The following is a 23,038-nucleotide window of genomic DNA, read 5'->3' on the forward strand; positions in this document are numbered from 1 at the left end:
TTTTCACGGATTGATCCGCGTTGATCGGCCAAATCCGCGTCATCCGCGTTCCATGAGCTTGTTCACTTCGAGCGATTTTCAATTGCATTTAGCCTGGTTGCCCTGCATCTTGTTGCGGGCTGATGCAGGCTGCAAGCGCGCCCTAGGGTAAACTCATTCACAAATCGCTCTAAATTGGTGACTCGGTGTCTAATTTTGAGCGAACGTCACCAGAGGATTCGCGCTGGCTCCTTCCGCTGACGCTTTGGGAGGCGAACTCATTTCAAACCGCCAAACGTCCGAGCTGTTGACGATCAACTCAGTGACCGAATGATTAAGCGATTCACTCCTGCGCCACGCAATTTTCTGCGGTGGTTGAGCCATCTTGCTGTTCAGTGGCCGAAAGCGGCACAACGACGGTGCTGAACCCTGATATGCCACGTCGCTGAAAACGAGCGTCACGCAGGATGACGGCTGATGGCTCGTTGCTCTGGTATTGCACTTCGGCGAACAAGTATCGGGAGAAACGCAGCATGATTGCGCCGGCGCATGTGCCCAGCGCGCGCTGCACGAGCGGGTCGCTCAGGTTTTTGTTGTACTGTTGTGGAGACCAGTTTGCATCGGGCGGGTTGATAAGGGAGACGATCGCGCAATATATGGCGTCTGGTGTTTCAAAGATGGCGTCCCACTCAAGCGGCGTGGCCAGTCTTGGCAGGGCTGCGTGCCCACTCGTTGGTTGATCGCGCATGATGCGTTGACTTGTTGTCATGACCTGTCGCAGCGCGACTTCATGCGCGACTGCCAAGATGCCCCAGTAAGCAACGGTCATCAACAGCGCCGCAGCCGCAACCTTTGATCCATAGCGGTGAATCCCAGTCCAGCGAGCCAATAGCACGCCAGCCAGCAAAGGTACCCATAGCCAGATTGACGAGCCGGCCCGAAAGCGCGTTTCGACGACGCCGGTTTGTGATCCAATCACCAACAGCGTTAACAATCCCCATAGTCCACACCACAACACCAGTCGCCATGATGTCTGCGAAGTTAACAGGAAAACGCTGCCACCGAGGATCAGCCACAGCCAGGGGTCCACGATGAAGACGAGGTCGCCGTAATACCATGTATTATCCCACGGCGCGAATGGGCGAATCCCGTAGTTATTAGTGAAATCAAGCAGCGGGTGACTGGCCGTGCCAATCAACGAAAGCAACAGCACCCGGCTTGGCCGCGTCGGTTCGGCATCTGGATGGCGTCGCCGCCGAATCCATCGGTCGTAGCCGGTGACGAGCAGTGTCAGCCCGATGGAAAGTACAATCACGCCAAGGATCGAATGTGTCACACCGCGATGATACTCCAAGTAGGTCAATTGACCGTGCAGCATGGTGATCACATCAATGTCAGGCAGATTGGCGCTCACCAGCAGTGTCGGCAGCGCCAATGGCGTCATCCGCTCAAGTCCGGCTTTGGCCAGCGCCGCGCCGGCAAATGTGTGGCAAAGATTTTCCATCGCTTCAACCTCGCGCGGGGCGGTTGATCAACCGCAAGAAATGAGCTTCCAGATGCTTCATCAGTTGCTCCTGATTCAGTTGCGACAAAACACGGTCGTGGCCGGCATTGCCCATCTGGTAGCGAAGCTGAGGCTCATCCATCAATTGCTGGATGTGCGCGGCTAGGGCCGCCACGTCGCCCGGTGGAACCAGCCAACCGGTGACGCCGTGATGAACGATTTCGGGCACGCCGCCAACCCGCGAAGCGATGACCGGCAAGCGAAAATAGCTTGCTTCCAGATTGGCGACGCCATAGGACTCTCGCAGGCTGGGACACACGTAAATGTCGCTTTCAGCCATGCTGCGAAACACCTGCTCACGCGGCTGAGCGCCTACGAGCGTGACGCGATCAGTCAGTCGGGCTTGACGAATCAATTCCTCGAGTTTGCTTCGTTCCGGGCCGTCACCGATGATGCGATAGACAAACGAGCCGCGCAGTCGGCAGACCGCCTCAATGCTCAGGTGGAATCCTTTCTCAGGGACAAGGCGTCCCACAGATAGCAATTTGATGGGCGATTGCTCGCGCTTCGGCGGCGACTCGAGCATGTGGGCAGTTTTTAAACCAATGCGTTGGATGAGCAGTCGCTCACGCGGGCATCCAAGCCTGAGGAGTTTTTCGGCTAGATACTGACTCGGCGTGCAGCACAGATCGAATGCGGTGAAGACATCGTCGTAGACGCCGGGCTTTTCTTCAGGCAGTAACTCGACATCGTATCCCCAAAAGGCGACAACCCAGGGCACGTCCAGATGGGGCGCAAGAAAAGCGAACTCTTTCGCTGTTGTGCCGAACTGGCAATAGATCACGTCTACGGTGTGTCGAACCAGTGGGATCACTTTTTGTAAGTGGCGTCCGAGCAGAAGGCGAAGTGGGATCGCGGGGCTCGCCTTTCGAGCCCGGCGCATCAGCGCGGCGGGCAGGTGGCGCGCGCCATACAACCAGCGTTGCATGCGTCCGCGCCATGGTCCCGGCGTGTAGTGAAGATACTCAGTGCGCTCCGGCAGTTGATAGCGGTTAACATCGTCATGCACCGGTTGAGCGCGGTCCGGTGTCCAGAAAGAAAGAATGACCACCTCGTGGCCCAGATCCAGAAAGCCGGTGATTTGATCGAGGATGAACGTTTCCGAAACGCGCGGGAAGCACTCAACGATGAAGGCAATTTTCATATCGCATGTTCAGCATGTGATGACCGCCAGGAAGTCAATACAATGAGGCGCATAATCCTCGCGTATGAAAAAGTTGCCAAGCGATAACTTCATGTCAGCGGGTTTGGACGGCGGTTCAGTGGCCGGCGGCGGAGTAATGGCGCTGGCTCGATACTGGCGCAAACGAGCTTGCCATGACGGTGGCAGAAGCCGACGGGCTACTGCGCCCAACGGTCGTCGCACATAGACGTGATACGCATCCTGCTTGACTCGTTGCGTCTCAAGCGCAAAGCTGACCGCGTCGCCGCAGATTGAGTACAGACGAACATCCTGAAAGACCCGGCGCAACAACCGGCGGAACCCGCGATAGGAATACTCGTGAACGTGTTCGGGATTCCAAGGTTTCTGAAAAGGCAACAATCGGATGGCCCGATTGGGCGTCGTGATTAGCAAGCGCCCGCCAGGACGCAACACTCGCGCCGCCTCCCGCAGAAAGCCAACAGCATCGTTCATGTGTTCGATAACTTGAAACGACAAGATCACCTCAAACGAATGCGCCTGCAATGGCGCGTGCGCGATGTCCGCTGCCAAAAAACTAACTGATGACGCTCCGTTCAGGTAACGACCGCCTAAGCCGCGCAAGAGTTCCACGTCAATGTCCATGCCGACATAGTGAGCGTATGATTGGTTGAAGTAATCGAGTCCGTAACCGGTGCCGCACCCGATTTCCAGCACGCGTTTGCCAGCGACGAACGGTTTGGCAAAATCGTATGCCTTCAAGCAGCGATAGAAGAGCAACTGATCGAAAAGATCGGCGTCAGCGTCAACGGCGCGAACTCGCTTTATCTCGACCATAGCTTCACTCCATTCACTGTGCACGTTCTTAAAAAATAGATGTTGGCGATCAAATTGGCGACGGCGCACAGCACCACTGCCCAACAAACGCCCAGTAGACCAAATCGGGACGCCAAAGGATAGATGAATGTCGCCAGGACGACAACTTGAATGAGCCCGATTTTGCTGATCGTATCGGAGCGTCCAATAGCCATCAACAGACTGCCGTTGACGCCAACAATCGCGCGCAGCATGCCGAACAGGCAGAGCACTTGAACCGCCGGCACAATCGGAAGCCACCTCGGACCAAACAGAATCGTGACGATGGGCTCCGCCATCAGCAGCAAACCGAGACCAAGCGGAATCGTCGTCAGCGCGACCAGCTTCAAGGTTTTCATGTACACTGAACGTAGCCGGAGCGGATCATCTTGCAATCGGCTATAGCCGGCCAACGTCACTGAGGAAATCAGGTGGCTGATGTACGTCGCTGGCGTGTTGGAGAGAAAATAGGCTCGCGTGTAATATCCCAGCGCCGTGAGTCCTAGGAATTTGCCAACAAACGCATCGTCGCCTTGCGTGACCAGATAGATCAAGATGTTGGATAAAAAGATGTGCCGCCCAAACTGAAACGCCTCTTTCGCGATCGTTGCATCAAACGCCAGTCGCGGGCGATAAGGCGCGAGTCGGTAGCCCATGATGACGGTGGTCACTGAGCTGACTAGGTGAAACATCACCAACGCCCACACATTTCGCATGACGAGGACGAGGATCAAACCGATGACGGCGTTGAGCACGTTGACGATCAATCCGTAGAGAGCCGGTTTCTTAAATTCAAGCTCCCGGTTGAGCAACTGCACGCCGAAATTATCCAGCCCGCCGATGATGAATGACAGCGAGATAACGCGCAGCAATGGAATCAGCCGCTCATTCTGGTAGAAGCCGGCAACCAGCGGAGCGGTGACAAACACGAGCAAAGCGAGCGCCCAACCTCGTAGGAATTTGATTGTCCACGCTGTGTTCAGGTAGCGCGTAATGTCGCCCGGTCGCTGGACGATCAGCACATTTACGCCAGTTTCGGAGACGACATTCACGCCAGCCAGCACCAGCGTCACCACTCCCATCAGTCCAAAGTCATCGGGCTGCAGGAAACGGATGAAAATGACGCTGCGGATGAATTCAGCAGTGGCCGCGCCGAGCCGTGACAGACCAACCCACATCCCGCCGGTCAGGAGGCGGCGCCGTAGCGACTGGCTCCCGCCCAGGAGGTTGCTTATCGTTCGCCGCATGACATCAATGGCATGTACCTCTAGGCTGTCTGGGCTTGGCCGGCTCTCCACTGACTCGTGTCGAGAATAGCCACGAGGATCAGAAAGACGAGCGCATTGGACGTGATCTGCAAGTTGAAATCCACCAGGCTATGCGCCAGCAGGCCAATGCAGCCGACTGCCGCTGCCAGGCCAGCCGAGCGTTCCCACCGGTCGTTGACCGTTAGGACCCGTTTGATCAGTCGGGCCAGAGAGTAAAGAAACGCTAGGCCAAGCAGCCCGCCGATGATGCCCATCTCAGCCACTCCTTGAATGTAATCGTTATGAGCGGCATTGACGAAGAAATAACCGGTCGAGGCGTCGTAATGGGGGAACACAGTGGGATATGCGCCCGCACCCACGCCGAACACGGCATGCGCTTGTATCATGTTCAGCGAGCTTTTCCAGATGGCAGGTCGTCTTTGTTGCAGGATCGGTCGTGATTGGTTGAATTGGTCGGCCAGCGAAAGTCGGCTCGTGATCGGTTCAGCGCCAATCCACCACGTCGCTATGACGATGGATGCTACCAGCAGCGCCGTTCCACCAACGTAGCGCCACCAACTTCCGCTGCGCAGGCTGATTTCTCCTCGCTGCTGTTGTTGACGTTGTGACCAGGCGTATTGCGCCAGAATGGGCAGAAAGAGCAATTGGGCGACCAATGCCATCAGCCCGCCGCGCGAGCCTGACAACAGAATCGCCGTACCCATCACCAACGCGCTGAACCCGTAGACGATCCAACGATCACGCTCAACTGCGCGGCCTAAAACGAGCAGCAACGGCAGCGGCAGGATCAGCTCCATGAAGCCAGCAAAATGATTGCGATTGACAAACGGGCCGAAAGCATCTCTGGCAAAATCGCTGGGACGGAACCATAGGATTTTGCCATTGAAGGTCAGCTTATTGAAGATTCCCACGAGGGCAACACACAGGCCCACCACGATCAGTGCATTGACCAGAATCTGGAGCCGGCGTGGCGTGTAGAGAAGCTGACTTGCCAAAAAAAAGTAGCCGACCAGAAGGCTCCACTTGGTGATGGCTTGAAGCGTGGCCGACGGATCGAGACTGATGCGGTGTGATTGCCAAAGCCCACGATGAGGCGAAAAGGGCAGAGGAACAATCTGCACCAACCCAAGCGCCAGCAGCATTAGCAAGACCCACAGGATCGGCGTCATGCGCACAACCAGCTTCTTGATCGCTGCCATGTGAAGCGCCCATAATCCTATGAGCAGCAACAACCAAATGGCCAACACATCAATGGCGTAGAATTCCACCGAGCCAAACGGCCACGGCGACGCCACGCAGGCCAACACGAGTCCGCCAAAGGCCAGGCGGTCAAAGAGGGTGACCTGATGAGCATCGCTCATCGGGCGTAGCTCAGCTCGTGCTGTATCCTGAGGCAGGGCATTCATTGAGCAATCAGCCTGAAGTCATCAAACCAGACGCGACCCGCGATGTAATCATGCAGCGGATTGACCGGTGTTCGCACAATCCGGATGCGCACGACGCGCGTTTGAGCAGGCGTTGAGAACGAGATGGATCCCATCGTCCATTGATCGGGATTGCCCAGTGGCGCAACGGCCCGAAGGCGGTTGGCATCATCAGGGTCAACAACTTCCACCATCAAGCCATTGCGAGGCAATAAGCCTTGGGTTTGATAGAAAAATTCCAGCCGGTACGCCGTTGACGCATTCACAACGACATCATGAGAGAGATTGGAAAGGCGCACGCCGTCTGTTTGTCTGAATTCGATGCGCAAGGCACGCGCGCCTGAGCGTTTGACTGTGGCATCCGGTGAGGTCGAGACGGCCGCTGAGTTTTCCAATCGCCAGTCCAGAGGAGCATCCAGCAGATCATGCTCAAAGCCGCCATTCCACAGCACCAGGTCTTCTGCAGGGATTGAACCAATGCGGGCGCGCATGATCTGATGCCAGAGCTGCTGGCTGTCCTCCCACCGGCGCTGCTGCCAGAGCTGCCAGACAAGCTGGAGGCCGGTTTTGATTCTCAATGTTGAATCGGTCAATTGCTGCCACAGAAGAATGGACTCGTTGGTGTAGTTATGCCGGCTCAGAAACGTGATCACGTCAGCGCGAATTTGATCCGAGCGCACTTGTTGCCCCAGTCGGCTCAGCGTTTGTGGGTTGCCGTTGGTGGCTTGCCAGAGGACATCGAGCATGTGCATGGCCAGGTCTGGATCGGTTTCAATCAATCGGATGAGCTGAGTGACGCCTTCGTCCATGCGATCCTGACGCAGTAGGAAGTTGGCATAGCGCCACTGTGGTCGAAAGTAGGTGGGCGCCAACGCCATCGCTTTTTGATAAGCTTGCTCAGCGGCGGCCAGTTTGTTTTGCTGTTCCAGAGCTCGTGCCCAATCGAGCTGCAAGTTGTAGTCGAACGGAGAGAGTTCAACGGCACGTTGCAGATGCCAGGCGGCAGCATCAGGATCATGCTGCAACGGGTCGAGCAAGTATATCAATCCCAGCTCTCGGTGAATTGACGGCTCGTTGGGCAGGATACGAACGGCCTGTTGGAGGGCGACGGTGTTCTTATCTAATGCTGCGATGGCGCGTCCGCGAAAGTCGTCGGTCAGATATTTGAGTCCCCAGCCAATGAGCGCGAAACAGAAGACCAACCAGATGCCGGTACGCCAGAGAGAATGCAGTGGAACAACAACAAGGTGATGTGAGCGAGCATGGTTCATGAACAGATGAAACGATACCGGAGGCCACATCGGCTGGCGGGGCACTCGTCTAGCGTCGCGGGCTGGTCGGGCTGACCGGCTCTGTTGTATCGCCTCCTGATGCTGCTAACGCCACCGGCAGTCCGGCGCCGCCAGCCAGCAGTGGAATTAACAGCGCCCACAATGGCAATCTCAGGGCCGTCACTCGTTTGGCTGCTGGTGGACAGTTATTCAGACAATTGGGCGTTGGCCGAGCCTGGATGTAACGGTCTGTATCTCGCTCACGGCAGGGCGCGCAGTTGCACCGCTGACTCGATTCAGCCAACATGCGGCCATTAGCATTTTCGTTGACCCACGGTTGATTGGGATTGATCAGTTTGAGCAATCCGGCATCGGCTTGATCGTTCATTGAGTAGACCATCGCGTCAATCAGGTTCTTGGTTGTCAGCGGTGTTCCTGGTGGGAACTGAGAGGCCGACCCCTGATAGAGAGCGACGGCTGCCGGGCCATCATGAATCGTGTTATCGGGGATCACCAGATCAACGCCGCTTACAGCCGCATTCCCTACGATGAAAAAGCCATTGCTGTTGGTTGTTCGACCATCCAGATCATAGGCGGCGTAGACTGTGTCCGTTTGGCCATCGTACAGCACCAGCACCATGCCATTCAGTGAAGTATTGCCAAATCCGCCATCATAAAGCTCAATGAATTCCATTGCGTCATAGTCGCCTTGATGAGCGTCTACTTCGCTGATTAACACGCGCTGACAAGGACTGCCGCAGGGCCTAACAACGGTTCCTTGAGCGCTGGAGTAACGCGCGCCTGCCGGAACCACTGTTGAGCGATGGTTGAGCGCGATCCGCACGGGTCGGGTAATCGCTTCCACTTCCGTGCCGCCGGAAGTAACCGTAACCAGATATGCGCTGTCTGCGTCCGCGTTGACCGATAGCTGAGGCGTCAGCAGCTTCGTGGGGGTTTTTGATCGCAGCGTCAACGCGCCGCGTGAAAGTCTGGCCGTGAGGTGGCCTTCTTCAATGATCAGTCGCAGTCGTGTGCTCGGTTCAATGGATAACACGCCGGCGCCACGCCGCAAGTTGACAACGGCTGTTGCGTTGGGGAATGTCTCGATTTCGCTCTCAGAGAAGATCGTATTTCCCGACGCGGCTTTGATGCGATTAACGGTTACATTGCCGGAAATGATGACTTCACCTAAAGCAGCTTGGGGGAAAACATCCAGTGGCATGAACGTGCTGATGAGGCTCACAATCAAAACAACAGAAAAACCCCCGCGGTAATTCATCTGCTTGTCCTCCTGTCACAATAAAACCACACCCCACTGGCCCAACTATCTCCCCCTTGTTTGTGAGGCTTGATAGTATTATCAGGACTGAGCAAAGTCAAGTGTGGTCTCGATGAAGCGTTAGTGACAGACAACCTTTTGCTTGCAGCGGCGGCTGTCTGAGCGACACAGGCTGCGGATGCGTCCTCTTGAATTCACATCTTCGCGTGTGCGCTTGTGCTCTTGCGTCTTGCAGATGGATCGTGACGTGTTATAGAATGCGGCCAGACATGTGGGGGACTCAGGTTGAGGTCAAGGGGCAAGTCGTTTATCGGTTGTCTGACAGCTTTCACAGGTTCCTCATGTGATCGTCAAATAGATTAGAGAAGAGGGGTATTCATGATGAGAGACGTCTCCAAGTTGCTTGTTGCAAACATTGTGCTCAGCCTGCTTGTGGCTGGTTTCCGGCCGGCTGTTCCGGCGGTGGCGACCGCGCAGGACCCGTGTGCCGACCGCCCTGAAGTATTTCGTGTTGCCGGGATGCTTCCTGGTACGGCTGCTGTCACCTGTTTTTCGGGCTACATCAATAACAATCCTGGTCAACCCCCCGACCCGAACGGACCGGTCGTCGCCTTGATAGACGTGCGTGATCCGTTTAGCAAGGGAGCAGTTCTTGGTCGGAATTATCCGGCGCCGATGTATCACAATCTGATGCCGAATCCGACCAACAATCCTGCTGATCAATGGATCGCGCGAAACCTTGGGCAGGTGTTTGGTGTCACGCTTGATGATGCTGAGCCGCCCAACATTTATGTCACCGCAACGACCGTGTATGGTCGGTTCGCTTTTGGATTGGGTGGGCCGGGCGCTGTCTACCGGTTGGATGGGCGTACCGGTCGTATCAGTGTGTTTGCTCAACTTCCCAACACAGGACCGGCGTTGGGCAATATCACCTATGACCATACCAATCAACAATTCTTTGTGTCGAATTTTGAAGATGGGAAAATCTATCGAATCCGCGATGTTGGTGGGACGGGTTCGATTCGGAGTTCTTTCGATCCGTTTAATCCAGATGATGGAACCGCCGGGTTTGCTCCACTCGGAGAGCGCCTCTGGGGCGTTGGCGTATTCCGTAATCGGTTGTACTTCAGCGTGTGGCGTGAAGACAAGATGCGATTGGCGGCCAATGCCGCCAATGAAGTGTGGTCCGTCGGATTGACGGCGAGCGGCAACTTCGATTCAAGCACGTTGCGCCGTGAATTTGCCGCGCCGGAGCTGCTGGCGAACAATGGCTTAGGGTTAGGCTACTCCAATCCGATTTCAGACATCACGTTTTCTCCTAATGAGCCTAGGATGCTAATTGCTGAACGCAGCCGCACAACCGGCCTCGATACCGGAACACTGCTGCCGCGCGGCTCCGACGCTCACGAATCGCGCGTCATTGAATACGTGCTGCAAAACGATCGGTGGGTTCGTAGCCAGGCCAACTTCTTCGTTGGGAATCATCCAGGCCGATGTTCGAATTTTGCGCTACCGGTGTGCGACCCAGGACGACACACTAATGCGGCTGGAGGCGCCAGCTATGATTGTCTGGGCGATGTGTGGGTCACCGGTGATGCCCTGCGGTTTGAAGAACCAATTGCTTTCAATGCGCCGCCGTTGGGCAGGCAAGACATTTATGTCTATGGCTTGCAATGGACGCCGGGCAGCGGCAATGGACCCAATGATACTGATCCGCTGACGCCGGGGTTCCAACCCGCGCCCAATGCCGTTGCGCTAACCAGCATCTTTATTGATCTGAATTGCCAGTTTACAAAAGACGATAAAGTTCAAATCGGCGACGTTGTGGTTTACAACATCCAATGCCTCTGCGACCCGTAGCCTCGCCGCCGACTCCTAATCCGCCCAGAGCGCAGCGGATTCTTATGACGTTTTTGCTGCGCTCTGGGCCAGTTTCTCCGAATTTTCTGCCGTGCCGATAACAAAACCTGGTCTCTGTCCGTATGATATGCTCTCGTGTCTATGATTGTTGACGTGGAGCAAACAGCCTGCTATAAGTGTAGCCGCCCGGTAGACAACATCAGGTTGGCGCACACGCTTGACGCTTTGTTGTAGACACGATGACATGCACGCAATTTTCCATGGAGGTGTCATGAACCACAGCAAGAGCAAGAAGCATCAGCAGGGGTCCTCTGTGCCCATGCTATTGGGATTATGTTTGACATTGTTCAGCTATTTTATCGTGATCGGGCAGGCGCAACCGACGCCTCGGTCAATTGACTTAGCAATGGGCGCTGACATGTCGGTTTTAGGCATGGAATCAGGTGAACCGCTTGACACGGTCTCGCCGGGAACCGTGAGCGGCGCCATGCAAGTGCTCTCAGTTGACCTGAATAACGACACGGTAGGCGATATGGTCATCGGATTGCCGTCGGCCAATGCGCCGGCAGGGCGAACCGGCGCCGGGCGAGTCTATGTGGTGTTTGGACGAGCTGGGCAGCCCGCGGGCGCCATTCGTGATCTGTTTATGACGCCACCCAACATCATCATCTATGGAGCAGCGACCGGCGATCAATTTGGCGCGGCGTTAGCCGCTGGCGACGTCAATGGAGATGGCGTCAAAGACTTGATCATCGGGGCGCCATTTGCTGACGAGCCTTCAGGGAGTGCCAATCCTGTGCGCCCGAATGTCGGCAAGGTCTACATCATCTTCGGCGGCCCGAATGTTGGTCAGACGGCGATACGCGACATGAGTCAGCCGGCCAATACGGGAGGCGCTGATGTGACAATCATTGGATGGGGTGGTGAACCCAATGCGATGATGATCCGAGATGATGCCGACCGCGCTGGCATTTCGGTCGCCTCGGGTGACATTAACGGGGACCGCGTGGATGACATCATTGTCGGCGCGCCGGGCAATGACGGGCGTGATGGGCGGCGGCTGGATGGCGGAGCCGTCTATGTGTTCTTTGGTCAGCGAAACTGGAGCAGTGGCGCCGTGCGTGATGCTGCCATGCCGCTGCCGGCTGGGGTGAATCTGTTGATTTTTGGCCGGGCTGTGAATTTTCCGGGTCGTGGCGATATCGGTGGAAATTTGGGACGCGTTGTCGCTGTCGGTAACATCGCTGGCGATGCAGCGGCCGACATCATTACCTCTGCGATGATCATTGATATTCGGAATTTGGACCTGGGGCCAGGCGAGGTCTACGGCGTTGTTGGTTCAACAGCTTTATCTACTACACAGGCGACGGTCTACGATGTGACCAGCGGCAGTGGCCGCTATGGCGGCTCACAGCAGCCGAATTTCACGATCTTCGGCGCGGATGCACAAGACCTCTTTGACTGCACGCTCGCCGTTGGCAACCTGAATGCTGATGGGTACGAGGACATCATCATCGGAGCTCCGCAAGCTGACGGGCCCAACAATGGCCGGAGCGCCGCCGGAGAGGTTTATGTGATCAATGGCGCGATGACCGTTGCCAGTCGCAACTTGGCTCAAACGGCCGCTGACGCGACCATCATCGGCGCGTTGGTTGGCGACCAGCTCGGTTCATCGGTGGCGCTGGGCGATGTTAACGGGGACCGCATCAAGGATCTCATCCTTGGCTTGCCTCTTGGTCAAGGAGCCGCGTCGCAAAATGCAGCCGGGCGCGTGCATGTGCTCTATGGCGGCGCCGGCTTCATTCGGCCCACGCGCGACCTGCGGGTCGAAGCTCAGGCTGCGGACATGACGATCTTCGGCGGCGGTGTCGGCGATCAAATTGGCTCGTCGGTGAGTGCGGGCGATGTTAATGGTGATCAGATCGAAGACTTGCTCATTGCCAGCCCCTTTGCCGATACCTGCACGGCCGGTCAACGTCCAAAAGCCGGCGTCACCTTTGTCGTCTACGGTAGGCGTTAAAGGGCGGCAGTTTGCTGAGGGCGTCCGCGCTGACCGGCTGCACCGGCCTCACCGGCGTTCTGTTATCTGTGTCCTGAGCATGACGTGCTGCGGTCTGTAACAGAAGCCAGCATGGATCAGCACTCAGCAGCGTAGCTGGTTTGAACCCTGAGGAGTAGCGTTTCAGCTCTGTTCTGCATGGAGGATTCATGTTCAGGAAGTTCGTAGTCGCGGTCGTCACATGTTTTTGGTTGATTCAATCTGGTGTCTCGTTGGTATCAGCTTCATTGCCGGCAAAAGTGGACCTATCGGTTGCTGGGGCAGCGGATCAACTCATCTACAATGCCGACAGCGGCGACGCGCGTTCCGGTCAACAGGTGTGGCAATCGGTGGCCGCTGGCGACGTCAATGGCGACGGCGTCAAAGATATTTTGGTGGGCGTTCCCTACGGGCAAGGACCCGATAACCGCCGACAACTGAGTGGAGAAGTCTTGATCTTCTTTGGTCGCGTCGGCGCCGATACCATGACGACCGTTCGAGACGCTGCCAGACCATCTCCACCGCAAGGAACAGGCGCCGACGTGATTGTGTACGGCCCAAACCGATCGTCATTCGGACATTCGATTGCCTGCGCCGATTTCAACGGAGACCGCGTTGATGATTTGCTGGTCGGCGCGTTCACTGCCACCAAGCCAGCCATCGGTGGGAGTCAGCAAGCGGTGTTAGCCGGCGCTGCTTACGTGATCTTGGGGAGCAGTATGCTCACGAGCAGGACTCGGATTGACTTGGATCAGAGCAATGCTGCTCGCGCCAACGTGAGAATCTATGGCGCTCATGTGACCTCGCTCACAGGCTATGCTGTGGCCGCCGGTGACCTCAATGGCGATGGACTGGCGGACGCCATTGTCGGGGCGCCGGGAGCCAATAAGGCCGGCATGGCGCAGGCGTTTGGAGCGGCTTACATTTTGCTGGGCCGCGCTTCGCTTGGCGGCGTGGTAGATTTGGCTATCGCGCCCGGTCAGGCCTCTGGTCCGAGCGCTGTTGTGTTCGGTGCAGAGGCTACCGGTCGGACGGTGGGTGATCAATTGGGCGCGGCGCTTGCGGCGGGCGACGTCAGTGGTGATGGCGTTGACGATTTGATTGTCAGCGCTCCGTTGGCCGATGGGCCGCAAAATCAACGACGCGATGCTGGTGAAGTTTATGTGATTGCAGGTGGGGCTGGTTTGAGTGCTGGAGCTGTATTTGATCTTGCCACTTCTTCATCTGCTGTATTGATTCTGGGCGCGGGAGCTGAGGATCAAATCGGGCTGTCGTTGGCATCGGGTGATCTCAACGGTGATGGAATCAGCGATCTGATTATCGGCGCGCCCATGAAAGACGGGGCTGCCGGTGATGACGTAGGAGCAGTTTATGTTGTCTTTGGTAGCCGCGCGTTGCTGGCCGGAGTCACTCGCGATCTTCAATCGAGCATGGGCGGGTATGACCTGTTCATCACTGGGCCTGGCCGGAGAAGCACATTCGGTCAGGCTGTTGCCGCCGGCGATGTCAACGGCGACCGGATTGCTGATCTGATTGTCTCGGCGGACGGAGCCGCCAATGAGAAGAATGTGACGAGCGGCATTGTCTCCGTCGTGTTTGGCCGCATGAGCGGCGCAACAGCCTCGAACTCAGCGTCGCTTGTGCAGCCGACCGGCCCTGATGTGACCATTTTGGGCGTTGATGAAGGCGATCGGCTGGGATTTGCGCTGGCTGCGGGCGATGTCAATGGCGACAGGATCGCGGATGTGCTGATGGCTGCGCCGGGAGGTGATGGACCGGCGAACAATCGTTCAAACTGCGGCGAAACCTATGTGGTGTATGGTGAATCATGAGCGCCGGGCGGTCATCCCCGATTGACCGAGCGGATTTCGTCAATGAATGAGTTGAAGTTGTGAAGAAATCGCCCATGCGCTCCGGGCGCACCACGTTGGATGAGAATGCCTTTTCGTTAGTGTGTTTCGCGGGCCTATTTCCCCGTGGGCCTATTCCCCAAGGAATCACCCTTATGCTCCTCGCTCGCCACGAAGCATGAAAATGGTTATCTCCAGAGGGGCGCCGTCGGCGCTTGGCTCTGCCGGCGCACTCCAAGAGAGAGTCAGGAGCGTATGAGGATGCGTTTTGGAGTGCGGTGGCAAGCCCGCGGGGCGCGACGCCGCTTTGGTCTGGTGCGGCGTGTCAGGGCAGAAAGCGCCGTCGGCGCTTGGCTCTGCCGGCGCACTCAAGATAAAGTCAGGAATCGCCCATGAGCTCTGCGCTGACCACGAACGATGGAAATACAATTCTTTCGTGAGCTTCGTGTGTTTCGTGGGCTATTTTCAGAGGAGCGATGGCCTCGATCACGGATTGATTTTTCCTTTTACTTCCTCAATCGTGCAGAGCACATCGTAGTTGGCGCAGAGTTTCACACCCGTCGGTTTCTCCGGCATAGGAATCTCCGCACTGGTTGAGCTATTGCCTGTGATACGCCCTGTCAATCGCATGGTGCGGCCTTTGCCGAACTCAACATAGATCGGCAATGGCATGACGAAATCAGGGGAGACATTGCTCTGTTCAATTTTGATCTTCAGCACTGGCTTTCCGCCGGCGCCGGCGTCCACGTTGTATTGGAGCTTGTAATGCGGCAGGTCAGTGCCGTAGACCCACTGGTTGAAGAACCAATCCATGCGGCCATTACCGGCTTGATCCATGTCAGGCGTCATGTGTTTTTCAACGATACGTTTGAAGTCTTCAGTTGAGGCTGCCTGGTGCAGGTGGGATTGCACAAAATCCCGCATCATGGCGATGAAGCGGTCGTCCTGGCGTCCGGCCGGCGCCCTGGTGTCCATCATCATCATGCGCAGCATGTGGAGAATGAACGCGCCTTTACGGTAGACCAAAAACGCGTAGGCGCCGGCTGTTCGCGCCGTATCCATACGGCTGCCCAACCAAATTGGAGCCACATCGTTGGGTCGCATGGAGACATTGTTAAGCCCGAGCGGATATTTTTTGGTGATGTAGTTGTGTTCTTCTTGCCAGAATTTCAAGAACCGTTCTTGCCGGCGCTGCGGATCTTTGTGGAAAGCATATTGCAGGTAGAGCGAGGCAGAGAATTCGGCGAATCCCTCTGAGAGCCATTGATCGTGGTACGTTTTCCAACTGACCAGGTGACCCCACCATTGGTGTGCGACTTCATGCGGGCCGACGACATCCGTGAACTTGGTCACCGTTGCGCCCATGCCTAACACTTTCCGTTGCGTTGCGTCGAGGAAGGCGATGTAGGGCATGTAGACGAGCATCGGCCAACTTTGTCCGAAAAATGCGGCAGGTTGCTGAGACATGACGATGCGGCCATAGGGATTGACGCCGAAATATTGATTAAAAATTCGGATGGAGTTCAATGCCTCAACCAACGAACTATTGGCCAATCCGGCGGTTGACAAATTGCCGACCGGCATTTCTTTGCCGATGTCTTCTTCTTTTTCCATCTGCTCATAGATTTGGCGTATTTCTTTCAGTTCATTAGGCTCATCTTTGTTGGTGAACACACTGATTGTGAATCCTTGGTCTTGCCTCTCCAGCACGCGGAAGTCGCCGTAGTTGAATCCGGCAACGGCCAGCGGAAATTCGCTGATCCACTGTGAGCAGGCGTATTTTCCATCTTTCCATTCCCGGACTTTTTTTCCGGTAGCGACCATTTGCAAATTGGACGGAATCCGAAACGTCATATCAAACGTCGCGCGGTCGCCGAACGTGGTTTGCCAGTTATTGGGATACCAGGTGTCGCGGCAAGCCGGATTCAGGATGTAGTTGCCGCCGCCGCTATCTTGCACCGCTTCGGGTCCGCGATACTCGATCGTCAGCGTGTAGGCGCGTTGTGTGAGAGCTTCAGGATAAACGACGCCGAATGCGCCGCCTTCTTCATGCTCAACGTGAATGAATGGAAGCGTCGCCCCATTGTCATCCAGCACGCGACTGACGCGGAGCCGCGGGAAGAGCGCCATTTGAATCAGGCGCAAGCCCGGCATGCGAGGCACAAACGTCACCTGAGCGGAGGCCGTCAGTTGTTCGTTGCGTTCGATCAATGAATCAATGCGAACGTGGGTGATGTCATACTCCAGATGATTTTCGTTGGATGAAGCGGTGCCCCGTTTGTAGTCGTCTTCAAAGTGACAGAGCGACCAGATGCCTTGTGTATTGCGGTCGTAGCTGATGAGCGCCACTTCCTCAGGGCTCGGCAGATTCGGAACGGCTCCCAATGGGTCAACCACGTAGATCAGCTTCTTGAGCTTCTGGCCTTTGATGAACGCGGTGAAGAACCCTTTGTCTTTTCGTGTGGGGGTGTAGAGGTCTGAGAGAATGCGCAATTCAATGGTCGCGCGCAGTTGGCGGCGGAGTTCGCGTTGATGGTTTTTGAAATCATCTTTGACGCTCTCGGGCGCAGGTCGGCTCGCCGGAGTCAATTTCGTCTTGAGTTCATCGAAGGTGGCATCGGTGAAGTAGAGGATGAGTTGCTCAAACGGCTCGTTGATCTGTGTCGGGTCTTCAGCGTCCTGAAGCAGATGGCGTAGGAAATTGCGATCGGTTTGAGTTGATGGTCGCATGGTGAATCGCCCACGCCCGACGAACACGGCGCCGGTAACGCGCTCCATGACCGGATTGAAGAAGTAGAATGTGCCTTCATCGAAGCGGAATCGTCCGACATCCCGTTTCAGTTCAACGTTGGAGGCAACCATGGAATTATCGCTGAAGCCGATCTCGCGCAGTTGCGTGAAGATGGGATCGCCGGGGGGCTTGCCGCCCACGTCAATTTGTTCGATCAGGCGGGCGATTTGTAGTTTGATGTCAACCGTCAGTTTTTGTCCCTCACGGAGTTGAACGACCTGTTGCCCGCCGGAGTCCATGCCGGGGGCCCAGGCGCGCAGACCGTATGTGCCCGGTCGCAAGCCGGTGAAAGCATAAGCGCCCTTGCCATCACAGAGGCTTGTTTGAGCGGCGCCCGTCTGTTGATTGATCAGCGTGACCGTTGCCTGTGCAACGACAGCTCCTTGCGGGTCGGTGACAACGCCTGAGAGTTCCGAAACGACAGTTCCGGCAGTGCGGTCAGCGGCCAACGAGGGCATCAAAAGGAGGCCGATGAGCATCAGCGATTTCAGTTTCATAAATCTACCCCCGCTCTAACATGAGCGCGGAAGTATAACACACCATCCGACGCCCACAAGTTTGCTCCCTTTCGACATTCCCGCCGATGAGCTATCATTAGATGCCCTGTATGCAAGTTCGCTGTCCTCAATGTGGCAAGCAAACACCCTGGGAAGGCAACCAGTTTCGCCCGTTTTGTTCTGAACGATGTCGGCTGATTGATTTAGGCAAGTGGGCCGATGGTCAATATGTGATTGCCGGTGAACGGGCAAGTTCGTCGGATGTCCCCGGCAAGGAGCAGTCGGATGTGGATTCCTCATTGATTCATTGAGGCAGGGCTATGATGCAATCGGAGCGTCGAGCGTTAGAGTCACGTTCATCCACCTCGACCCGATGGCTCGCGGCCATCGTGGTGGTGGGCATGATTGCTGCGGCTGGATATTTGATCTTCAGCCGCGAATCCTCGTTCGCGCCGTCACGGGCAATGGTTGACGGATTGCCGGGAACGATTGGGGTGGCTCGCGCCGCGCCTGATTTGCCGGCGCGAACGCTGGATGGCCAACCGTTACGACTAAGCGAGCTAAAAGGAAAAGTTGTCATCCTGAATTTCTGGGCGACGTGGTGCGCCAGTTGTCGGAGCGAGATTCCGCACCTGGCCAGCCTCGCCGAGAAATATGGCAAACAAGGCGTCGAGGTAGTCGGTTTATCTGTTGAAGACCCAAGCGCTGACCGAGACAAAGTGCAACGATTCAAAGAGCGGTTCCGCATGGGGTACACGGTGGGCTTCAGCTCACAGGAACTGCTGGAAGCCTATGTTGGCCCTGGTCAGCAGCCCATTCCGCAATCACTGGTGTTTGACCGGCAAGGACGATTGCAAGCGCACCTGGTCGGTTTTGATCCACGTCGTGATCCACCCCGCTTGGAAAGCCTGATTACACGCTTGCTGTGAGGTGGTCTTGTCGGACGGGAAGCGCGAGTGTTATAGTACAAAGCGATGCGATTGGGAAAATTCAAACTGCCGACTGAGCCGCGCGGCTGGCTCTCGCAATTGACGCTTGCTGCGGTGTTCATGGCGCTGCTGTTGGGCGGCATTGGTCTCCTGTTGACAGTTCCCGACCAAGAGCGAGCGGTCATTGAAATTATCACCGATCCCGATGGCGCCACCGTTCAAATTGACGGCACGACGATTGGTCAAACACCGATTCGTTACTTGCTCCCGGAAGGTGAACACGAAATCATCATCTCCAAGGATGGCTACCAGGTAGTGAGTCGCCGTATCTTTGCCGAAGCACGCTCGCTCACCGGTAACAAGTACACATTTGGGTTAGTGCCTACAGCGGCGATGCTCGCCGGACAGGAGAAGGCTGAACGGATTCGCACACTAAAACGACAGATCGAAGAGGCGCTCAAGCGCGGCGACTTTATCGTGCCGGAAAATGCTAGCGCCTGGTATTACCTGAATCAGCTTCAGGAATTGGACCCCTCTGACCCGATGATCGGCAAGCTTCGTGAAAGCATTCGCCGGTTTCTCAAACAACAGGCCACGACTCCCCAACTGCGGAGACACTTGTCGTAGACCGATCTTCAGGGAGTAGTTTGTTTGCGAAAATCGCCGACGAGCATCCCTGTGTCGGAAGCAGAGCAGCCAGAGCACTCGCTCCCTGATCAATGAAGTCCTTTGCGCTCTTGGCTTCTTAGTGAACGTGCGCCATACGGAATCAAGGCTCGATGATCGTTGATGGTGTCTTCTGAGCAAACGCTAGCATGATGTCGCCGAGGTTTAAGTGAAGTGTTCGATCTTGTAGGCGCAGAGCGTGTATGAGATGCGTGAGGATTTTGCCGAGCGGAGGACTCATTCGTCTCAGACGGTCTGTGAACAAGCGGACGCTCATGGGCTTGCCAACAGATGTGATCTGAAGCGGGCGAAAGCCTGTCAGCTCCAGCAAGCGACTCAACGTGTGCGGCGTGAAAAAGAAGTAGTGGTCAGGGATCAACTGTCGCCACCGCGTCTTTAAGAGTCGAAACCAAATCGTTTGAATGTTAGGCGTCTCGATGAGTAGGATGCCGCCGGAGTTGAGCAGCCGATGAACCTCGTGCAACGTTTGACGCGGCGAATCCAGATGCTCAAGCACGTGGAGCATGACCACTACATCAAACCGGTTGGCCGGGTAAGCTGCTTCGGGCAGTGTGCCTGTTGTGACATCGAGCCGATGGCGGTCGCGGGCCAGGGCGCTGGTCTGAGGATCAGGCTCGACGCCGGCCACCTGGAATCCGGCCTGCGCCGCCAATTGTAGGAATTCGCCTGTGGCGCAGCCGATTTCCAGCAGGCGGCCATGCCGGATGAACCGTTGTAACCGCCGCAGCCGATCAGCAAACAGCTTTTCTCGCCAAGGCCCTTCAGCCGCTTCAACTGATGCGTCAACCAGGCCAAGCGCCTCAACACGCGCGGCCAGCGCCCGCGACTTTCCTTGGTCCGTCGTAGCGAAGGTGAAATCGTGGCGCCGCTGCCCGACATACATCAAGCCACACTGTTGACAACGCACCAGCGGGCCGTCGAGTCGTTCGCAGGTGAGCACAAGCCTCGCCTGAGTGCTGCCACAGAGGTCACAAGGCCGAATCATCACGGCACAGTTGTATCGCACGCTGGGACGAGATTCAAGACTCGTAGGCTTTGAGTACCAACGCAGGCAACCGAGGGGCGGGGCCTTGAAGGAAAAGACGGCGGGAAGAACAAGCCACAACGCCGCATTCGATAGACCTTGTCCGCATAATGCCAAAATCGTCTCGTGAAAAGACACGCTGCTTGTGCGCCACCTCTTGCACGCCTGGCAGCGATGAGCCAGAGCCTCACACGTTTGCGATCTCTGGCGCGCTGTCTGCCATCTTGAGTCTTCGAGGGAACTTCACTACACTTTCCGCGTGTCAACGAGTGACATGACTTGGAGGAGATGCAAGTAGTATGGCACGATCTCGGCTCAGCACCATCGTTCAAGTGACAGGTATTGCGCTGGCCTGTGTGTTCGTCTTTGGCGCAGACCTCGTCTGGTTAACTGATGAGGCGCCGGCGCAAGATCAAAATAGGATCATCATCGGGGCTCCGCTCAGTGGCGATGATTGGCCTATTGGCACGTCGCAATCCATTCGATGGGCAACGAATTTTTCGCCGTCGCATGGTTCGTTGTCTGATGTGAGAATAACGGTGGAATTACTGGGCGAGGCCGGTTCACAGGAACTGCTGCTGGATGATGGCGAGCAAGATTTGTCATTCGATCAAGGTGATCGGATTGTGGTGTTGCGGATCACGCCGCCGAGCTATCCGGCGACGTTGGAAGCGATCCGCGTGCTTGTGCCGGCGATCACAGGGCAACCTGAACGTGAACGCGACATCACGCTCTACTATTTCGCCGACGAGCAAGGCAGCGGCTCGCCGCCATCGCCGCAACGATTTCTGACCCAGCCGGCGCGTGTCCGAACCAGCGGCAGCTTCACCGAGATTCGCGTTGAGCAAGCCACGCTGCCCACCTTACGGCAGGGCGATTTCTACATCGGTTATTTGATTGAGGCACCGACAGGTGGATTCGTTTATCCGATTGATCGCGATAATACGCAGCGCCGCACCTTCATTGCGGACCGAGGTGGAGACCAGTTTCGTGATGCCACGTTTCCTGATCCCAATGGATTTCAGGTTTCCGGCAATCTGATGGTTCGCGCCCGCGTCAATGTATTGGCCACCCGCATTCCGTTGACGCCTCCCGGCGGCGTGCCCAACACGGGTGAATTCTGCTGGAAAGTCAGGTTGTCGGAAGGCCAGGAACCGATGATGGGATCGGAGCGGCGACCGGCTCGCATCAAAGTCTCGGCCACCATCAATGGGCAAGAAGTGGCCAGCAGCAACGAAGTGCAATTTAGTATCAGCCGGGCATTGCAATCCATTCGTGTGACCTCACCATCGTCCGGTGAGATCTGGCGCGATCAAGAGGAACGGATCATTCGCTGGGATGCCGAACGGTTGGTCGGCGATGTGCGCATCGAATTATTGCGGTTTACCGATTCGGCCACGCAACCTTCAGAAGTCTTTTGTTTGTTCGATGGCGAAGACGTATTGGCCAGGCAACGCTCCTGGCAGGTTGGGCAGCGCACGCCAGGATTCTACAAGATCAGAGTCTCCAGCAGTCTGGATCATCGCATATTCGATGACAGCGACTTTTTCGTCATTGATCAACGCGCCAAACGGTCGCTCACCTGGGAAGATTGGGCCCCGTTGATGCCACAAGGCGGCGACTTGGCTCTCTCGGCTTCAAGCGCGGGCACGTGCGGCATTCACTTTGTGCCCGATGCCTCTGGCGCTTCGCTTCAAATTGTCGCGCCCAATGGCGGCGAAGTGTTTCGGCCAGGTGATCGCGTCAATATCGTGTGGGGTTCGCAAAAGCTTCGCGCGGGCACAAAGGTGCGCATTGTCTTGTTCGATTACACCAAGAATCCGGTCGTTCAAGAAACGCTCTTTAGTGGCGTGGAAAACACGGGCTTGATGGTCTGGACGGTGCCGTTCCGTTTGTCGGAAGCGGTCAAGGTCGGCGTCGTGAGTGAGTATAATCCCAATGTGGCGGATGTCAGTGATGGCACTTTCTCCATCGGCATTCCCAATCAAGGTCGGATTCGAATCCTGATGCCTGATGGCGGCGAAGAGTTTCAGGTCGGTCAGGAAACGCGCTTGGTCTGGATCTCTGAAGGTAATGATGTAGGCAGCCAGGTGCGCATTGATATTTCGTTCGACAACGGGATCAGTTGGCGCGTCTTGTGCAACGACGTGCGCTGCACGCAGGCTGCCAATAATGGAGATTTTCGCTTAGGTCTCAACTTCCCACCGAGCGATTGTGTTAAAGTGCGTGTGGTCAGTCGCAGTCGTCCACAGATTTCAGATACGTCGAATTGTAGCTTCCGCATCGTCCCGCCGCGCCCGCCTGATCCCAATGCGCCTAAGTGCCCACCGAAACCGCAGCGATAACCTGCTGAAGCGCGGGTTGCGCAGACTGAACTCCAGCGGCGGTCATTGCGGGAGCGAAGGACGCTGGCGATGATCTGATTGAAGCGCGGGTCGCGCGGATTGACCGGATCAGTCCGACCCGCGCTCTGTGCTCATTCTAAGTAACGTGACAAAAGTTCGTGGCGTTTTTCGAGTGCTGCGACGTGTCGCAGCTTTGACCGGAAAGCGGTGACACGTCACCGCACGCCAAAACGTCC

General features: G+C 56.3%; 16 protein-coding genes. 7 read left to right on the top strand and 9 right to left on the bottom strand.

What is annotated here, in order from left to right; genetic code table 11:
* Positions 1-322: 322 nt before the first annotated feature.
* Genes NZ823_11180 through NZ823_11210 form a run of 7 tightly spaced genes read right to left on the bottom strand, consistent with a single transcriptional unit; the run spans position 323 to position 8,781 of the window.
* On the bottom strand, positions 323-1,483 hold the full coding sequence (locus tag NZ823_11180; GenBank protein ID MCS6805687.1) for a metal-dependent hydrolase: 1,161 nt from the start codon (positions 1,481-1,483) through the stop codon (positions 323-325).
* 4 nt (positions 1,484-1,487) lie between these two features.
* Positions 1,488-2,687: a glycosyltransferase gene (locus NZ823_11185; protein ID MCS6805688.1), complete on the bottom strand. Its 1,200-nt coding sequence runs from the start codon at positions 2,685-2,687 to the stop codon at positions 1,488-1,490.
* Positions 2,688-2,696: 9 nt separating this feature from the next.
* Positions 2,697-3,521: a class I SAM-dependent methyltransferase gene (locus tag NZ823_11190; protein ID MCS6805689.1), complete on the bottom strand. Its 825-nt coding sequence runs from the start codon at positions 3,519-3,521 to the stop codon at positions 2,697-2,699.
* Complete coding sequence (locus tag NZ823_11195; protein MCS6805690.1) at positions 3,509-4,786, bottom strand: lipopolysaccharide biosynthesis protein; 1,278 nt, start codon at positions 4,784-4,786, stop codon at positions 3,509-3,511. The genes NZ823_11190 and NZ823_11195 overlap by 13 nt, the downstream gene beginning before the upstream one ends.
* 20 nt (positions 4,787-4,806) lie before the next feature.
* On the bottom strand, positions 4,807-6,213 hold the full coding sequence (locus NZ823_11200; GenBank protein MCS6805691.1) for an O-antigen ligase family protein: 1,407 nt from the start codon (positions 6,211-6,213) through the stop codon (positions 4,807-4,809).
* The gene (locus tag NZ823_11205) at positions 6,210-7,532 is read right to left on the bottom strand and encodes a hypothetical protein (protein MCS6805692.1); all 1,323 of its coding nucleotides are present in this window, start codon (positions 7,530-7,532) and stop codon (positions 6,210-6,212) included. Before NZ823_11205 ends, NZ823_11200 begins: the two co-directional genes overlap by 4 nt.
* Positions 7,533-7,551: 19 nt before the next feature.
* Positions 7,552-8,781 (bottom strand): hypothetical protein, encoded by a 1,230-nt coding sequence (locus NZ823_11210; GenBank protein MCS6805693.1) that lies wholly within the window; start codon positions 8,779-8,781, stop codon positions 7,552-7,554.
* A 378-nt stretch (positions 8,782-9,159) separates the two neighbouring features.
* Between NZ823_11210 and NZ823_11215 the strand changes: the two genes are divergently transcribed.
* From NZ823_11215 to NZ823_11225, 3 genes are all read left to right on the top strand, one after another.
* Positions 9,160-10,641, top strand: a complete 1,482-nt coding sequence (locus NZ823_11215) for a hypothetical protein (protein MCS6805694.1) — start codon at positions 9,160-9,162, stop codon at positions 10,639-10,641.
* 271 nt (positions 10,642-10,912) lie between these two features.
* A complete protein-coding gene (locus NZ823_11220) occupies positions 10,913-12,661 on the top strand; it encodes an integrin alpha (GenBank protein ID MCS6805695.1) in 1,749 nt (582 codons plus the stop codon).
* A 188-nt stretch (positions 12,662-12,849) separates the two neighbouring features.
* On the top strand, positions 12,850-14,511 hold the full coding sequence (locus tag NZ823_11225; GenBank protein ID MCS6805696.1) for an integrin alpha: 1,662 nt from the start codon (positions 12,850-12,852) through the stop codon (positions 14,509-14,511).
* 504 nt (positions 14,512-15,015) lie between these two features.
* Here NZ823_11225 and NZ823_11230 read toward each other — a convergent pair.
* The gene (locus tag NZ823_11230; protein MCS6805697.1) at positions 15,016-17,817 is read right to left on the bottom strand and encodes a carboxypeptidase regulatory-like domain-containing protein; all 2,802 of its coding nucleotides are present in this window, start codon (positions 17,815-17,817) and stop codon (positions 15,016-15,018) included.
* 101 nt (positions 17,818-17,918) lie between these two features.
* On the opposite strand from NZ823_11230, the gene NZ823_11235 reads away from it, so the two are divergent.
* From NZ823_11235 to NZ823_11245, 3 genes are read left to right on the top strand one after another with little or no spacing between them, the layout of a single operon-like run.
* Entirely contained in the window at positions 17,919-18,128 is a 210-nt protein-coding gene (locus NZ823_11235) for a DNA gyrase inhibitor YacG (GenBank protein ID MCS6805698.1), read from the top strand.
* Positions 18,129-18,137: 9 nt separating this feature from the next.
* On the top strand, positions 18,138-18,746 hold the full coding sequence (locus NZ823_11240) for a TlpA family protein disulfide reductase (GenBank protein MCS6805699.1): 609 nt from the start codon (positions 18,138-18,140) through the stop codon (positions 18,744-18,746).
* A gap of 45 nt (positions 18,747-18,791) precedes the next feature.
* Positions 18,792-19,373: a PEGA domain-containing protein gene (locus tag NZ823_11245; protein ID MCS6805700.1), complete on the top strand. Its 582-nt coding sequence runs from the start codon at positions 18,792-18,794 to the stop codon at positions 19,371-19,373.
* A gap of 142 nt (positions 19,374-19,515) precedes the next feature.
* Here the strand turns inward: NZ823_11245 and NZ823_11250 are convergent, their stop codons facing one another.
* Positions 19,516-20,373, bottom strand: coding sequence for a class I SAM-dependent methyltransferase (locus NZ823_11250; protein ID MCS6805701.1), 858 nt, complete (start codon positions 20,371-20,373; stop codon positions 19,516-19,518).
* Between the two features lie 383 nt (positions 20,374-20,756).
* On the opposite strand from NZ823_11250, the gene NZ823_11255 reads away from it, so the two are divergent.
* Entirely contained in the window at positions 20,757-22,802 is a 2,046-nt protein-coding gene (locus NZ823_11255) for a hypothetical protein (protein ID MCS6805702.1), read from the top strand.
* Positions 22,803-23,038: the final 236 nt, after the last annotated feature.

It is taken from the genome of Blastocatellia bacterium, from assembly GCA_025054955.1.
Taxonomy (GTDB): Bacteria; Acidobacteriota; Blastocatellia; order HR10; family J050; genus JANWZE01.